Origin of the sequence: uncultured Arthrobacter sp., from assembly GCF_964021775.1 — a bacterium.
In the GTDB taxonomy this organism is placed as follows: domain Bacteria; phylum Actinomycetota; class Actinomycetes; order Actinomycetales; family Micrococcaceae; genus Arthrobacter.
In genome coordinates, this window is the sequence record NZ_CAXHZI010000039.1 from 1 (window position 1) to 14,741 (window position 14,741).

Below are 14,741 nucleotides of genomic sequence, written 5' to 3' on the forward strand. Positions count from 1 at the left end.
CGGCGGCCGCCAGCGCCCGTTGTGAGCCCCACCCTCAGGGTCCGGAAGTCCCTGTTGCCCTGCCCGCCATGGCGCCACACTGGTGCCATGACTGGACTGATACAGGTTCTGGGCATCATTTTTGGGATCTTGCTGATTGCCGTCGGCATCCTTGAGTCTTTTTTCTTCCGTGACCAGCGGTTTTACCGGCTGTTCCTGATCCAACCGGAAGACGTTGCGGCGGTGCGCATGTGGACGTTCAACCTCGGCTTCTACAACATGATCTGGGGTGTGGGGGCGATCATCGGTGCCCTCATGCTGACCGGCGCGGAGCCGGCGGCCGGACGCACCCTCCTGTTGTTCACCGCCGTCGGCCACGTCCTGCTGGGCATCATCCTGGTCCTGTCCGAGCGTAGGCTCTGGGCCAGTGCGATCGCCGAGGCGCTGCTGCCCGCGGTGATTGTCATCCTGCTGCTCCTTTGACCGCCCGCGGTGGGAAGATGGAAGGGTGATTCCCGATGACGCCCGCGCCCTGATCCGCAGCACCGAGCTGACGCGGTTCCGCCTCGCCCCGAATCCGGGCCCGATGAGCCTGCACGGCACGAATTCCTACGTGGTGTCCGCCCCGGGCTCGGCCGGCGTCGTGGTGGTGGATCCGGGGCCCCTCGACGAGGACCACCTCCGCGAACTGACCCGGTACGGCGCCGTCGAACTGATCCTCATCACACACCGCCACGCGGACCACACCGCGGCCGCCGCACGGTTCGCCGAACTCACCGGCGCCCCCGTCCGCGCTGTAGATCCCGCACACTGCCACGGGGGAGAGCCGCTCCGGGAGGGCGAGGTGCTGCACGCCGCCGGGGTGGAAATCCGGGTACTGGCGACGCCGGGCCACACCTCCGACTCGGTCTGCTTCCACCTCCCCGGCGACGGCGCCCACGGCGCCGTGCTTACCGGCGACACGATCTTAGGTCTAGGCACCACCGTCCTGGACTACCCGGACGGCCGGCTGGGGGACTACCTCGCTTCCCTGGACCGGCTCGAAACGCTGGGCCCGGCCACAGTCCTGCCCGCCCACGGCCCCATGCTGCCGGCGCTGGACAGCATCGTCCGCGCCTACCGGGACCACCGGCAGGACCGCCTCGCGCAGATCCGCACCGCCCTCACAAACCTCGGCGCGGAAGCCGGTGTCGCGGAAGTGGCGGACGCCGTCTATGCCGCCGTCGACCCGGCCGTCCGGCCCGCCGCGGAACTGTCCGTCGCCGCACAGCTGGACTACCTGCGCAGTTCACCCAACTGATCCGCATCGGCTCGCCCAACCGGGGCAGGCACCAGGGTCCGCTGCCGCGTCCGGGACGCCCGAGCGAGACGGTACGCTAGGAACCATGCGTATCGCCCGGTTTGTAGTCGATTCTGATCCCATGTACGGCATTGTTGAGGGCCAGCCCGGCAGTGAGGAAGTCACTGTCATCAACGGCGACCCCTTCTTCCACGGCGTGGAGCGGACCGCCGTCAAGCACAAGCTCGAGGACGTCCGCCTGCTGGCGCCGATCATCCCGCGCAGCAAGGTCATCGGCGTCGGCCGCAACTTTGTCGAACACGCCCACGAGCTCGGCAACGAGGTCCCGGCGCAGCCGCTGCTGTTCCTCAAGCCCAACACCTCGGTGATCGGGCCCAACGACCCGATCATCCTGCCGGAGTTCTCCGAGGAGGTCTCCTTCGAGGCCGAGCTGTGCGTCGTGATCGGCCGGATCTGCAAGGACGTCCCGGAGGAGCGCGTTGACGACGTCGTCTTCGGGTACACCTGCGGCAACGACCTCACCGCCCGCGACGTCCAGAAGACGGACCTCCAGTGGGCGCGGGCCAAGGGCTTCGACACCTCGGCGCCGCTGGGGCCGTGGATCGAGACCGAACTGGACACCGAGGACCTGCAGATCCAGGGCCGACTGAACGGCGAACTCCGCCAGGACGGCAGCACCAGCCAGATGATCCGCGGCGTGCGTGAACTTGTTTCCATCGTCTCGCGGGCCTTCACCCTGCTGCCCGGCGACGTCATCATGACGGGCACCCCGGCCGGCGTCGGCCTGGTCCAGGCCGGCGACCGCTTCGAGGTTGAGATCGAGGGCATCGGCCGGCTGTCCAACCCGGTGGTCCGCCGCTAACCGGAACCCGAACTGAACATGCACGACGGCGGGTGGCGCGGCGCCCTTTCGGGCTCCCGGCGCCGCCGCTCGTTCCTGCTCTACGCGCTGGGCTCGGTCGGCACGTTCGCGATGGCGGCCCGCGCCGTCAACTGGTTCGACGGGCCGCCGTGGCTTGCTCTTGCCTTCCTCGGGGTGGGACTGGCCCTGGCCGGGTATTACCTGGTGAAGATCCTGTCCCGGCCCGGGCCGCCGCGTGGCCGGAGGCGCTAAAGCGGCCGGCGGGCACGCGGTAAAGTTGGTACCACTATGACTACTCCTTCTGCGCCCGACGCCGTCTCCAGCACCGCCACCACGGAAATGACCCGTGAAGTCACCGCCGAAACCCCGGTCCGCGTCCGGTTCTGCCCGTCACCGACCGGCACTCCGCACGTCGGCCTGATCCGCACCGCCCTCTTCAACTGGGCCCACGCGAAGCACACGAAGGGCACCTTCGTGTTCCGCATCGAGGACACGGACGCGGCGCGCGACTCGGAGGAGAGCTACCAGCAGCTGCTGGAGGCGCTCAAGTGGCTCGGCATCAGCTGGGAAGAAGGCGTGGAAGTGGGCGGCCCGCACGAGCCGTACCGCCAGTCCCAGCGCCTGGACCTCTACAAGGACGTTGTCGCCAAGCTTTTGGAGGCCGGCTACGCGTACGAGTGCTACTCGTCCCCTGAGGAAGTGGAGGCCCGCCACCGCGCCGCCGGCCGCGACCCCAAGCTGGGCTACGACAACTTCGACCGGAACCTGTCCGAGGAACAGCTCGCCGCGTTCAAGGCCGAGGGCCGCAAGCCCGTGCTTCGCGTGCGGATGCCGGACGAGGACGTTACCTTCACCGACATGGTCCGCGGCGAAATTACCTTCAAGGCCGGCAGCATCCCCGACTACGTGATCGTCCGCGCGGACGGCTCGCCGCTCTACACCCTGGTCAACCCGGTTGACGACGCCCTGATGGGCATCACCCATGTGCTGCGCGGCGAGGACCTGCTCTCCTCCACGCCCCGCCAAGTGGTGCTGATCCGGGCGCTGATGGAAATCGGCGTCGCCAGCTACCTGCCGGTCTTCGGCCACCTGCCGTACGTGATGGGGGAGGGCAACAAGAAGCTCTCCAAGCGTGACCCCCAGTCCAACCTCTTCCTGCTCCGGGACCGCGGCTTCATCCCCGAAGGCCTGCTGAACTACCTGTCCCTGCTGGGCTGGAGCCTCTCCGCCGACGAGGACATCTTCACCGTGGAGCAGCTGATCGAGAACTTCGACGTCAACGACGTGCTGGCCAACCCGGCCCGCTTCGACATCAAGAAGGCCGAGGCGATCAACGGCACCCACATCCGGATGCTGGACCCGGAGGACTTCCGCGGCCGCCTGGTGCCCTACCTGCAGTCCGCCGGCCTGGTCGGCGAGCAGCTGAGCGCCCGCGAGGGGGAGATCCTCGCCGAGGCCGCACCGCTGATCCAGGAGCGCATCTCGCTCCTCGGCGAAGCCCCGGAGATGCTGGCCTTCCTGTTCAAGGCCGACGACGCAATCGACGTCGCCGACGACGCCCGCAAGGGCCTGCCGGAGAACCTCACCGAAGTCCTCGACGCCGCCCGCGCGGCGCTGGAACCGGTGGCCGACTGGACCGCGGAGAACATCCAGGCCGCGCTCAAGGAGGCCCTCGTGGAGGGCCTGGGCGTCAAGCCGCGCCTGGCCTTCGGACCGGTCCGCACGGCCGTCTCCGGCCGCCGGATCTCCCCGCCGCTGTTCGAGTCCATGGTCATCCTCGGCAAGGATTCGTCCCTGGCCCGCCTGCGCGCGTTCCGCGGCTGATGGACGGCGGTTCCGGCTCCGGCAGCGGGGTCCTCGCCGCCGGGCTGGAGGGCATCCGCGGCGTGCTGTTCGACATCGACGACACGCTCGTGGACCTGGAGTTCGCGATGACGACGGCGCTGCGCGGCGTCAGCGAACATCTCCTGCCCGGCCTCGACGAGGCCGGGTGGGAGCGGTTCGGACGGATCTTTACCCGCGAAACCACTCATTACTACGACCGCTACCTGGCCGGCGAGCTGAGTTTTAACGAGCAGCGGCTGCTGCGCGGCCGGGCGGCGCTGGGGCACTTCGGCGTCGAACTCGAGGAAGGCGAACAGGCCCACCACTGGGTCAGCTCCTACGCCAGCCTCCAGCACAGCTACATCCGCGCCTTTGACGACGTGGCGCCGCTGCTGGACGCGCTCGACGCCGCCGGGGTGCCGTATGGGGCGGTCAGCAACAATGTGCACGACTACCAGCGCGTGAAGCTCGACGCCGCCGGGCTGGAGCGCATCGGGGTGCTCGTGGGCACCGATACGGTCGGCGTGCCCAAACCGGATCCCGCGATCTACCTCGAGGGCGTGCGCCGGCTGGGCACCGGCCCAGGCGAGACGCTGTACGTTGGCGACAACCGACTCCTCGACGCGGAAGGCTCGACGGCGGCGGGCCTGCTGGGCGTCTGGCTGAACCGCGCCGGAGAAGCCGCGCCGGGCTTCTCCGGCCGCGAGGTCGCATCCCTGCTGGAACTGCTGGCCTGACCCGCCTGCGGCTACGCCGTTTCTTGGGCCAGGCGCCTCTCCTGGGCCAGGCGCCGGTTCCGCAGCGCCAGGAACGCGCCGACCGAGCCCAGGGCCAGCAGGGCCACCAGGCCGAGGGCCACCGCCACGTCCGCTTTGATCAGGTTCGACGGCGAGACTGCGGCGGCGCTTGAGTACAAGGTTCCGGTGCCCTCGGCGATCCGCGCGTTCCCGTCGGCGAGCTTGGCGGCGCCGGTTGACAGCTGGGTGGAGCCCGAGGCCAGCTTGGTGTTGCCGTCGGAAAGCGCCGAGGCGCCGCTGGCGAGGGCCGTGGAGCCCTTGAGCAACCCGGGGTTGGTGGGATCCGCGGGGTCCCCGTCGATGCCGGCATTCAGCGCCAGCGTGCCGTCGGCCAGCCGCGAGGTTCCGTCCGTCATTTTGGCGGCGGCCTTCAGCAGGCCCGGGTGCTCGGGGTCCCCGGGAACGCCGTCCATACCGACGCGGATCTTGGCGGTACCGGCTGCCAGCAGTTCGGTGCCCATCACGACGCCGGGGCTGTTGGGATCCCGGCTGTTGAGCTTGCCGGCCAGGGTGGCGAACCCGGCGGTGAGCTTGCCGGTACCGGCGTGCAGCTGGCCGGCGCCCGTGTTGAGCTCGGCGGCACCGGACTGCAGCCGACCGGCGCCGGACTGGAGCTGGGCCGCCCCGGCCTGAAGCTGCGAAGCGCCGCCATCCAGCTTGTGCGCGCCGGCTAGGATCTTGGCAATCTTGTCCTTGACCACGGCCAGCGGGACAAGACCCTGGACGGGATCGTTGGCGGCGGCCTGCAGCAACTCCAGTGCCTGGGCCAAAGCCGCTGTTCCGGTGCCGGCCTCGGGGTTGTTGTTTGCCCCGCGGTAGCCCTTCAGCTGGTCGGTCCCCGCCTTCAACTGGGCGGTACCGGCCTTCAGCTGGTCGGTGCCGGCCTGCAGGCGGCCGGTTCCGTCGGCCAGCCGGGCCGCGCCGGCATCCAGCTGCGTGGCGCCGTCGGCCAGGTTGTTCGGGGCGGTGCCGGATGCGGTGGGGGTCAGCGCGGCGGAGAGCTGCACGGCGCCGGCGGCGAGTTTCTGCGCGCCATCGTCCACCTTGTACACACCCGGTGCCAGCTTGTTGGTGACGTCCGTCTGGATCTTGACGGCCCCCGTGGCCAGCTGGCTGGCTCCGGCCTCCAGCTTCTCCGCGCCGGGGGCAAGTTTGTCCGCGATCCCGGCCTGGATTTTCGCGGCCCCTTCCGAGAGTTTGCCCGCGCCGGCGTCGGCCTGGCCTGCGCCGGTGGCGAGCTTGCCTGCGCCGGTCTTCAACTGCTGGGCCCCCGCCGAGGCCTGCCCGGCCCCGTCATTGAGCCGCGCGGACCCGTCAGTGATGCGTCCGGTCACCAGGGTGTAGAACCCCAGCAGCGCGATCAGCAGCAGGGCCAGGATGGCGATGGCGATTTGTTGCGCCCTGGTGCGGGGCGGGGCGGTGGCGGCACGACTCTGTGGCACGGATGGTTCCTCTCGACGGTCTCGCCGGCAGCAGCTCTGCTGCCAGCCCCCCGCAACTGTGATGCAGCTAACATCCGAAAATGGACGTTGCTCTGCCCGCAGCTGAGTGGGGGAGGGGGTTGTTACTCGTTGGTAACTTACCGAGCGTAAACTTGTCCGGGCCGGATTGGCAAGGGTTTTCCACGGAAGTGTGTCAAAACTGCGGTGGCAGGGAGGCCATTTGGGAGGCGCCTGCGCCGCCGCCGGTCCGATTTGTGCCGGACAAAAGTCTCGGGTAAAGTAATTACTCGTGCTGAGGCGCTGGGAGCGCGGGTTTGGACCTGCGGAACCGGCCCGAAAGTTCCATTGGGATATGGTGTAATTGGCAACACTACGGTTTCTGGTACCGTCATTCTAGGTTCGAGTCCTGGTATCCCAGCTCTGAAGAAACCGCGGATTTCCGCGGCAAATCAGGGGTTCTGAAGCGGCCATGCCGATTTGGAACACACGCTGAGTCTGTGAAATACTGGCTTGGCCCGAATGGCAGAAATGCTGTTTGGAAGCTGGAAAGTATAGGGCCCCATCGTATAGCGGCCTAGTACGCTGCCCTCTCACGGCGGTAACGCGGGTTCGAATCCCGCTGGGGTCACCACTGAAACGGTCCCGGGCATCAGCCCGGGGCCGTTTTTCGTTGCCACCGCGGTGCCGGTGCTGCGGGCCGCTGCTCGGAACCTCCCGCCGCCGCGGACCGGGACCGCCCTGCATCGGCCCGCTCAACTGGCATGATGATGCTGTGAGTTCCAACGAAAGACCCGGCAACGGACCACAGGACCCCGCCGGGCACCAGACACCCGCCGCAGGCCGGGGCGCCGCCGTCGAGCTGCTCGAAGCGGTCCGGCGGGACCTGTCAGCGGTGTCGCTGCCCCTGGCCCTGCCCGGGGCCGATACCGCGCGGCTGGACATCCGCCAGGCCCTCGCCCAGTTGGATGACTACATCCTGCCCCGCTACCGCAGCCTGGACGCGCCGCTGCTCGCCGTCGTCGGCGGTTCCACCGGCGCCGGCAAGTCCACCCTGGTCAACGGCCTCGTCGGCCACCCGGTGACCCGGGCCGGCGCGATCCGCCCCACCACCCGCCAGCCCATCCTGCTGCACCACCCGGCCGACGCCGAATGGTTCGAGGACCAGCGGGTGCTGCCGAGCCTGTGCCGGATCCGCGGCACCGTCGTAGCGTCGCCCCTGCCCGCCCACCAGGCCGGCCCCACCCCGGACGCCGCCGCCATCACCTCCCTCGTCCTGGCGGCAGACCCGGCCGTCCCGCAGGGCATCGCGCTGCTGGATGCCCCCGACGTCGACTCCATCTCCGATGACAACCGCCGGCTCGCCGGCCAGCTCCTCGCAGCCGCCGACCTGTGGGTGTTCGTCACCACCGCCAACCGCTACGCCGACGCCGTGCCCTGGCGCCTCCTGCTGGACGCCGCCAGCCGCGACATCTTGGTGGCCGTGGTGCTTGACCGCGTGCCGCAGGCCGCCGAGGAGGAAGTCAGCGCCGACCTGCAGGCCATGCTCAGCCGCGAAGGCCTGGGTTCCGCCCGGCTCTTCGTCGTACCCGAGGTGGCGCTGGATGCGATGGGAATGTTGCCCGCCGACGCCGTCGCGCCGCTGCGCGGCTGGCTCGCGGAACTCGCCGCCGACGCCGCCGGGCGCGCTGCGATCGCCCGCCGGACGCTCAACGGCACGGTAAAGGCGCTGGGTAGCCGGGTCGACGCCGTTGCCGCCGCCGTCGCCGCCCAGGACAGCGCCGCCGGATTGCTGGCAGGGGACGCCCGCGGCGCCTACGCGGACGCCGTCGGCCGGATCCTCGACGCCACCCGCGACGGCGCCCTGCTGCGCGGTGAAGTCTTGGCCCGCTGGCAGGACTTCGTGGGGACTGGGGAGTTCTTCCGCGTCATGGAGCAGAACATCGGGCGGCTGCGGGACCGGATGGGCGCCTTCTTCCGCGGCGAACCCACCCCGGCCGTGCGGGTGGAGACCGCCATCGAGACCGGCCTGCAGGCGGTCATTGTGGACGAGGCCGCCAACGCCGCCGAAGAGGCGGACCAGCGCTGGCGGTCCGACCCGGCCGGCCGGCAGTTGCTTGGCACCGAGGACCTGTCCGGCACCAGCGAGGGCTTCCCCGACGCGGTGGCCGCCGAGATCCGCGCCTGGCAGGGCAGCCTGATGGAACTGATCCGGACCGAGGGCCAGGGCAAGCGCACTCAGGCCCGCTGGCTCTCCTTTGGCATCAACGGCCTTGGCGCTGCGCTGATGATCGTGGTCTTCTCGATGACCGCAGGCCTCACCGGCCTGGAAATCGGCGTCGCCGGCGGCACCGCCGTCGTGGGACAGCGCGTGCTGGAAGCAGTCTTCGGTGAAGATGCCGTGCGCCGGCTGGCCAAGACCGCGCGCGAGGACCTGCAGGCCCGCTGCGAGCGGCTGCTGCAGGCGGAACAACAGCGGTTCCTGGCCCGGCTCGACCTGCCTGACGGGGTGCCGCCGGACGACCTCGCGGAACAGGCTGCGGCGCTCGGCCGGCTGGCGGCCTCCGCATGACCCGCCACGCGGCCGCCAAGCAGGCCTCGCAACTGCACCGCCGGCTGGAAGCACTGAACCAGGCCCGGGAACTGGCAGCGGGTGCCCTGCCCGACGAGACCCTGGACGAGGTGCTGGAGGTCCTGGACCGGGCGAGTTCCCGGCGTTCCTTCTCCGCCGACCACACCGTGGTGGGCTTCTTCGGCGCGACCGGCAGCGGCAAATCATCACTCTTCAACGCCGTCAGCGGCGAGGAAATCGCCACCGCGGCCGCCCGGCGCCCCACCACGTCCGAACCGCTCGCCGGCATTTGGGGCGTCGAGGGCAGCGACGGGCTGCTCGACTGGCTGGAAGTCCGCAACCGGCACCACGCCGCCGCGGTCCCCGGATTCGCCGACGACACCACCGGGCTGATCCTGCTGGACCTGCCGGACTTCGACTCCACCCGCGCGGAAAACCGCGAGATCGTTCAGCGCATGGTGGGACTTGTGGACGTGCTGGTCTGGGTGCTGGATCCGCAAAAGTACGCGGACGCCGCCGTGCATAATGACTTCCTCACCCCGCTCGCGTCGCACGCGGCCGTCACGCTCGTGGTGCTCAACCAGGTGGACCGGCTGCCGGAGCACGAGATCCGGCCCGTGCTGGAGTCCCTGAAAGGCATCCTGGCGCGGGACGGGCTGGGCAAGGTCCAGGTGCTGGGCGCCTCTGCCGTCGTCGGCACCGGCGTGGACAAGGTGCGGGCGGCCATCCGCCAGGTCGCCATGCAGCGGCTGGCGCTCTCGCAGCGGCTCGCCGCGGATGTCGACCGGGCCGCCGCACGGCTGGCCGAGGCATCCGGGACGGGCGAGGCCGCCGGCGTCAAGGGCGGCACCCGGGACCGGCTGGCCGCCGAGCTGGCCGTGGCCGCGAATGTCCCGCTGGTGGTGGACGCCGTGGCGCGCTCCTACCGGCAGGAGGCCGTGCGCCGGACCGGCTGGCCGGTGACGCGGTGGCTGGTCCGTTTCCGGCCGGACCCGCTGCGGCGGCTGAACCTGCGCCGGACCGAGGCGCGGCCGGAGTTGAACCGGACCTCGCTGCCCCCGGCAGGGGCACCCGAGCGGGCCCGCACCGACGCCGCCGTGCGCGAGTTTGCCGATGCCGCGTCCGACGGCGCCCCCGGCCCCTGGCGCGCGGTGATCCGCGGCGCCGCACGGGAAGGCCGGGAGCAGCTGCCCGATGCGCTGGACCAGGCCATCGCCGGCACCGACCTCAAGGCCGGCCGCAGCTCCTGGTGGTGGACGGCCTTCAACGTGGTCCAGTGGCTCGGGCTGCTGATTGCGCTTGGTGGTTTGGGCTGGCTGGGGGCGCTGGCCGCGCTGGGGTACTTCCAGCTGCCCGTTCCGGAGGTTCCCCGGGTGGAAGGCTGGCCGGTCCCCACAATCATGGTGGCCGGGGGAGTGCTGCTGGGCATCGTGCTGGCCATTGCGGCGAGGTTCATTGCGGGTGCCGCGGCGCGGGCCCGCGCCCGGGCTGCCCGGAGGCGCCTCGAAGCCGCAGTCGCCGCCGTCGCGGAGGAACTCGTGGTGGACCCGGTGGAACTGGAGATCAGCCGGCTCAAGTCGTTCACCACCGCCCTTCGGTCTGCCGCGGGCTGAGCGTCCGGCGAGGCCTGCGCCTAGTCGGCGGCCACCTTTTCCGCGGCGTCGCGGACCTTGACCAGGGTCCGCAGGTTCCTGGTGGTGGTGCTGGCTTTGTACTTGGCCTTGGCGGTGAGCTTGCTGAAGGGGCTGTCCAGGGTGCCGCCGGCGGGAGCCAGCCAGGCCACCGCTTCGGGCCCCAGCCGGGTCAGCTCAACGCCCTCAAGCCCGCGGCCGGCGTCGTACAGCTCGGTGAGTATCCCGGTGTCCGAGGACAGCGTGACGTAACTGTGCGTGGCCGTGTCATCCGCGGGGTAGGGGCAGGCGTCGGCGAGGGCGGCAACCCGGTCCGCTTCCAGCACCACCACCCAGGCGTCGTAGCCGAAGGTCTCCCGCAGACAGGCTTCGAACTCGGCCTTGACCGCGGCAGCGGGCAGGACGCTGGCCAGCACCACGTTGCCGCTGGCCAGGAGCGTCTTCACGGCGGAGAACGGGCGCGACTTCAGGGCCTCTTTGAGCTCGGCCATCTTGATGTTGATCCCGCCCACGTTGACGCCGCGCAGGAACACCGCATAGCTGTTCATGCGCACAGCCTAACGCCCGTTGTCCCGGGGTGCTGTTGTGCCGGGCGGTGTTGTGGTGGTGCCGTGGGTTCAGTCGGTGGTCTTGCGCAGCGCCTCGGTCAGGACGCGGGCGGCGTTGCAGACCACCTCGGCGTGCAGCCGGCCGGGCTGGCGGGTGAGGCGCTCGATCGGGCCGGAAATGGACACGGCCGCGATCACCCGGCCGGACGGCCCGCGGACGGGCGCCGAAACGGAGGCGACCCCCGGCTCGCGTTCGCCAAGGCTCTGGGCCCAGCCCCGGCGTCGTACTCCGGCCAGGACGGTGGGCGTGAAGCGGGCGGCCTGGAGGCCTTCCAGCAGCCGGTCGTGGTCTTCCCAAGCGAGCAGCACCTGGGCGGCGGAGCCGGCCTTCATGGACAACTGGGTGCCGACCGGGATGGTGTCCCGGAGGCCGATGGGCCGCTCGGCGGAGGCGACGCAGACGCGCCAGTCGCCCTGGCGGCGGAAGATCTGGGCGCTTTCGCCGGTGGCGTCGCGCAGCTGCATCAGTACCGGGCCGGCCGAGGCGATGAGCCGGTCCTCGCCCGCGGCGGACGCGAGTTCAACCAGGCGGCTGCCGAGCACGAAGCGGCCCTGGATGTCGCGGCTCACCAAGCGGTGGTGGACGAGCGCCAGTGCGAGGCGGTGCACCGTGGGACGGGCCAGCCCGGTGGCCGCCACGAGCTGCGCCAGGGTGGTGGGGCCGGCCTCAAGTGCGTCGAGCACATGGGCCGCTTTATCGATGACGCCGACGCCACTAGAATTGTCCATGTAATGATATTGCCGTCTCAATATCTGAGATGCAAATCATTGCGCTGGCGCTTTCGGCGGCAGTGCTGGTTCAGTGGAGAACATCAACGCGCCGGTCCGGTATCAGGCGCGGACACACGCAGCGAAAACAGCAGTGAAGGGAGCAGGCCGTGGCAAAGACATTGGCCGAGAAAGTCTGGGATGCACATGTGGTGCGCAAGGGGGACGGCGAAGGCGCCAACGCCCAGCCGGACCTCCTCTTCATCGACCTCCACCTAGTGCACGAGGTGACGTCGCCGCAGGCTTTCGAGGGCCTGCGCCTCGCCGGCCGCAAGCTGCGCCGGCCGGACCTCACCATCGCCACCGAGGACCACAACACTCCCACGCTGGCCATCGACAAGCCAATCGCGGACCTCACCAGCCGGACCCAGATCCAGACCCTGCGCAACAACTGCAAGGAATTCGGCGTCCGCCTTCACTCCCTCGGCGACGCCGAACAGGGCATCGTGCACGTGGTGGGCCCGCAGCTGGGCCTTACCCAGCCGGGCATGACCGTGGTCTGCGGCGACTCCCACACATCCACGCACGGTGCCTTCGGCGCGCTGGCCATGGGCATCGGCACCTCCGAGGTGGAGCACGTTATGGCCACCCAGACGCTCTCGCTGAAGCCCTTCAAGACCATGGCGATTAACGTCGAGGGCACGCTGCGCCCCGGCGTGAGCGCCAAGGACATCATCCTGGCCGTGATCGCCAAGATCGGCACCGGCGGCGGCCAGGGCTACGTGCTGGAGTACCGTGGCTCCGCCATCCGCGCGCTGTCCATGGAAGCGCGGATGACCATCTGCAACATGTCCATCGAGGCCGGCGCCCGCGCCGGCCTGGTCGCACCGGACCAGACCACCTACGACTACATGCACGGCCGCCCGCACGCGCCCCAGGGCGCGGACTGGGACGCCGCCGTCGAGTACTGGAACACGCTGCGCACCGACGACGACGCGACGTTCGACGCCGAGGTGGACCTCGACGCCGACACCCTGGAACCCTTCGTGACGTGGGGGACCAACCCGGGCCAGGGCGTGTCCCTGTCCGCCAAGGTTCCCTCCCCGGCGGACTTCGGCGACGAGAACGCCAAGGCCGCCGCCGAGCGGGCGCTGCAGTACATGGGTCTCGAGGCCGGCACGCCGATGAAGGACATCCGGGTCGACACCGTCTTCCTGGGCTCGTGCACCAACTCCCGGATGGAGGACCTCCGGGCCGCGGCGGACATCATCCGCGGCCGCACCAAGGATCCAAACATCCGGATGCTGGTGGTGCCGGGCTCCGCCCGTGTCCGGCTCGAGGCCGAGGCCGAAGGCCTGGACAAGGTCTTCACCGACTTCGGCGCGGAGTGGCGCTTTGCCGGCTGCTCGATGTGCCTGGGCATGAACCCGGACCAGTTGGAGGTGGGGGAGCGCTGCGCTTCCACGTCCAACCGCAACTTTGAAGGACGCCAGGGCAAGGGCGGCCGCACCCACCTTGTCTCGCCCGTCGTGGCGGCGGCGACGGCGGTGCGCGGCACCCTGAGCTCGCCGTCGGACCTGGAGCCGGCGTCCGTCTCCGCCGGAAGCCGCGTCGGCGTGGCGTAACGCCCGCCCGCCGCGCCTGCCCCGGTCCACCTGCACCGATCCACACAGCCCACGAAGGATCCGCCATGGAAAAGTTCACCACCCACACCGGAATCGGTGTCCCGCTGCGCCAGAGCAACGTCGACACTGACCAGATCATCCCCGCCGTCTACCTCAAGCGGATCACGCGGACGGGCTTCGAGGACGCGCTCTTCTCGGCCTGGCGCAAGGACCCGTCGTTCATCCTGAACCAGGAGCCCTTCAGCGCCGGCTCCGTGCTGGTCGCCGGGCCGGACTTCGGCACCGGGTCCTCCCGCGAGCATGCCGTCTGGGCGCTGAAGGACTACGGCTTCAAGGCCGTGCTGTCCTCCCGCTTCGCGGATATCTTCAGGGGAAACTCGGGCAAGCAGGGGCTGCTGGCGGCCGAACTGGCCCAGGACGACATCGAGCTGATCTGGAAGGTGCTGGAAAACGCCCCCGGTACCGAGGTCAAGGTTGACCTGGTCTCCAAGACGGTCGAGTGCGGCAACGTGGTGGCACCGTTCGAGATTGACGACTACACCCGCTGGCGCCTGCTGGAGGGCCTGGACGACATTGGCCTGACCCTGCAGCACGAGGAAGACATCACCGCCTACGAAGCCACCCGGCCCGCGTTCAAGCCCACGACGCTGCCGGCCAAGCTGTCCTAGGGCCGAGCCTCCGGCTACAAAAGTGCCGCCGTCGAGTTGGAAGACTCGACGGCGGCACTTTCTGTTGGCGCTACTCCTGGACGTCCTGAACGGATCGTGACAACAGGCAGAACTCGTTGCCCTCGGGATCAGCCAGTACCACCCAACTCACCTCCGGACCCTGGCCCACGTCTGTGCGCCGGGCGCCGAGGGCGAGCAGACGCTCCAGCTCCTCGGCGGTGGGGACACCGTCAGCCCGCAGATCGAAATGCAGCCGGTTCTTGACTGTCTTGCCCTCGGGCACGGCGATCACATCGATGGTAGGCGAGATTTTGTCCCGGGGCGCGATGCTGATGACTTCGTTGTCCTCTTCGACAACGTGCCAGTCGAGGACGGCGCACCAGAAATCGGCCACCACCTTGGGCTGGACGGCGTCGATGGCAACGGTAGCTAGTTGGCTAGGCATGGCCCCACGATAGCCCAGGATGATGTCCGGGCTTCGGCCCCGGCGGCCGAGCAGGAAAAAGATGATGTCGGGCGTCGCAGGCTTGCCGTACAAAAGAGTGCCGCCGTCGACTTTTGAGACTCGACGGCGGCACTTTTGTTTAGCTGCCTGCCCGAACCGCGGGCGCAGCCTACCGATGGCCTAACGGACGACAGCTGGAGTGGACAGTGAAGTCCTGCGAACTGAGAGGTAGCCGGCCTTGCTGCCGGTGACGCGGACAGTGAGCTTCTTGCCCAGGCTAGCG

Annotated in this window: 14 protein-coding genes and 2 tRNA genes; 12 read left to right on the forward strand and 4 right to left on the reverse strand. The window is 69.6% G+C overall.

Going from position 1 to position 14,741, the window contains the following annotated elements:
- Positions 1–87 precede the first annotated feature (87 nt).
- From ABIN76_RS17520 to ABIN76_RS17545, 6 genes are all read left to right on the forward strand, one after another.
- Positions 88–462: a DUF1304 family protein gene (locus tag ABIN76_RS17520; protein ID WP_346960932.1), complete on the forward strand. Its 375-nt coding sequence runs from the start codon at positions 88–90 to the stop codon at positions 460–462.
- Between the two features lie 25 nt (positions 463–487).
- On the forward strand, positions 488–1,279 hold the full coding sequence (locus ABIN76_RS17525) for an MBL fold metallo-hydrolase (RefSeq protein ID WP_346960933.1): 792 nt from the start codon (positions 488–490) through the stop codon (positions 1,277–1,279).
- 85 nt (positions 1,280–1,364) lie between these two features.
- Positions 1,365–2,141 carry a fumarylacetoacetate hydrolase family protein gene (locus ABIN76_RS17530; RefSeq protein WP_346960934.1) on the forward strand — a complete coding sequence of 259 codons (777 nt, stop codon included), beginning with the start codon at positions 1,365–1,367 and terminating at the stop codon, positions 2,139–2,141.
- Positions 2,142–2,159: 18 nt separating this feature from the next.
- A complete protein-coding gene (locus tag ABIN76_RS17535) occupies positions 2,160–2,393 on the forward strand; it encodes a hypothetical protein (protein WP_346960935.1) in 234 nt (77 codons plus the stop codon).
- A 36-nt stretch (positions 2,394–2,429) separates the two neighbouring features.
- Positions 2,430–3,965 (forward strand): glutamate--tRNA ligase, encoded by a 1,536-nt coding sequence (gene gltX / locus ABIN76_RS17540; protein WP_346960936.1) that lies wholly within the window; start codon positions 2,430–2,432, stop codon positions 3,963–3,965.
- The gene (locus ABIN76_RS17545; protein ID WP_346960937.1) at positions 3,965–4,702 is read left to right on the forward strand and encodes an HAD family hydrolase; all 738 of its coding nucleotides are present in this window, start codon (positions 3,965–3,967) and stop codon (positions 4,700–4,702) included. The genes gltX and ABIN76_RS17545 overlap by 1 nt, the downstream gene beginning before the upstream one ends.
- A gap of 11 nt (positions 4,703–4,713) precedes the next feature.
- Here ABIN76_RS17545 and ABIN76_RS17550 read toward each other — a convergent pair whose 3' ends face one another.
- The gene (locus ABIN76_RS17550) at positions 4,714–6,204 is read right to left on the reverse strand and encodes a hypothetical protein (protein WP_346960938.1); all 1,491 of its coding nucleotides are present in this window, start codon (positions 6,202–6,204) and stop codon (positions 4,714–4,716) included.
- 346 nt (positions 6,205–6,550) lie between these two features.
- Here ABIN76_RS17550 and ABIN76_RS17555 point away from each other — a divergent pair.
- The 4 genes from ABIN76_RS17555 to ABIN76_RS17570 all read left to right on the forward strand — a co-directional run bounded on the left by ABIN76_RS17555 (position 6,551) and on the right by ABIN76_RS17570 (position 10,386).
- Positions 6,551–6,622, forward strand: a tRNA-Gln gene (locus tag ABIN76_RS17555).
- 137 nt (positions 6,623–6,759) lie between these two features.
- A tRNA-Glu gene (locus ABIN76_RS17560) sits at positions 6,760–6,835 on the forward strand.
- Between the two features lie 228 nt (positions 6,836–7,063).
- Positions 7,064–8,773: a dynamin family protein gene (locus ABIN76_RS17565; RefSeq protein WP_346960945.1), complete on the forward strand. Its 1,710-nt coding sequence runs from the start codon at positions 7,064–7,066 to the stop codon at positions 8,771–8,773.
- Positions 8,770–10,386 (forward strand): GTPase, encoded by a 1,617-nt coding sequence (locus ABIN76_RS17570; protein ID WP_346960939.1) that lies wholly within the window; start codon positions 8,770–8,772, stop codon positions 10,384–10,386. The genes ABIN76_RS17565 and ABIN76_RS17570 overlap by 4 nt, the downstream gene beginning before the upstream one ends.
- 20 nt (positions 10,387–10,406) lie before the next feature.
- Here the strand turns inward: ABIN76_RS17570 and ABIN76_RS17575 are convergent, their stop codons facing one another.
- Positions 10,407–10,952, reverse strand: a complete 546-nt coding sequence (locus tag ABIN76_RS17575; RefSeq protein WP_346960940.1) for a DUF1697 domain-containing protein — start codon at positions 10,950–10,952, stop codon at positions 10,407–10,409.
- A gap of 69 nt (positions 10,953–11,021) precedes the next feature.
- Positions 11,022–11,741 carry an IclR family transcriptional regulator gene (locus ABIN76_RS17580; protein WP_346960941.1) on the reverse strand — a complete coding sequence of 240 codons (720 nt, stop codon included), beginning with the start codon at positions 11,739–11,741 and terminating at the stop codon, positions 11,022–11,024.
- A 149-nt stretch (positions 11,742–11,890) separates the two neighbouring features.
- Between ABIN76_RS17580 and leuC the strand changes: the two genes are divergently transcribed.
- Together leuC and leuD are read left to right on the forward strand one after the other, a co-directional pair.
- Positions 11,891–13,345, forward strand: coding sequence for a 3-isopropylmalate dehydratase large subunit (leuC, locus tag ABIN76_RS17585; RefSeq protein ID WP_346960942.1), 1,455 nt, complete (start codon positions 11,891–11,893; stop codon positions 13,343–13,345).
- A gap of 65 nt (positions 13,346–13,410) precedes the next feature.
- Positions 13,411–14,013, forward strand: coding sequence for a 3-isopropylmalate dehydratase small subunit (gene leuD / locus ABIN76_RS17590; RefSeq protein ID WP_346960943.1), 603 nt, complete (start codon positions 13,411–13,413; stop codon positions 14,011–14,013).
- 70 nt (positions 14,014–14,083) lie between these two features.
- Here leuD and ABIN76_RS17595 read toward each other — a convergent pair whose 3' ends face one another.
- Positions 14,084–14,458 (reverse strand): VOC family protein, encoded by a 375-nt coding sequence (locus tag ABIN76_RS17595; protein ID WP_346960944.1) that lies wholly within the window; start codon positions 14,456–14,458, stop codon positions 14,084–14,086.
- Positions 14,459–14,741: the final 283 nt, after the last annotated feature.

What these genes read in the sequence shown, in the direction of transcription:
- ABIN76_RS17520 (WP_346960932.1), top strand. Translation starts at nt 88, where the DNA reads ATGACTGGACTGATACAGGTTCTGGGCATCATTTTTGGGATCTTGCTG.
- ABIN76_RS17530 (WP_346960934.1), top strand. Translation starts at nt 1,365, where the DNA reads ATGCGTATCGCCCGGTTTGTAGTCGATTCTGATCCCATGTACGGCATT.
- ABIN76_RS17535 (WP_346960935.1), top strand. Translation starts at nt 2,160, where the DNA reads ATGCACGACGGCGGGTGGCGCGGCGCCCTTTCGGGCTCCCGGCGCCGC.
- gltX (WP_346960936.1), top strand. Translation starts at nt 2,430, where the DNA reads ATGACTACTCCTTCTGCGCCCGACGCCGTCTCCAGCACCGCCACCACG.
- ABIN76_RS17545 (WP_346960937.1), top strand. Translation starts at nt 3,965, where the DNA reads ATGGACGGCGGTTCCGGCTCCGGCAGCGGGGTCCTCGCCGCCGGGCTG.
- ABIN76_RS17570 (WP_346960939.1), top strand. Translation starts at nt 8,770, where the DNA reads ATGACCCGCCACGCGGCCGCCAAGCAGGCCTCGCAACTGCACCGCCGG.
- ABIN76_RS17575 (WP_346960940.1), bottom strand. Translation starts at nt 10,952, where the DNA reads ATGAACAGCTATGCGGTGTTCCTGCGCGGCGTCAACGTGGGCGGGATC.
- ABIN76_RS17580 (WP_346960941.1), bottom strand. Translation starts at nt 11,741, where the DNA reads ATGGACAATTCTAGTGGCGTCGGCGTCATCGATAAAGCGGCCCATGTG.
- leuD (WP_346960943.1), top strand. Translation starts at nt 13,411, where the DNA reads ATGGAAAAGTTCACCACCCACACCGGAATCGGTGTCCCGCTGCGCCAG.
- ABIN76_RS17595 (WP_346960944.1), bottom strand. Translation starts at nt 14,458, where the DNA reads ATGCCTAGCCAACTAGCTACCGTTGCCATCGACGCCGTCCAGCCCAAG.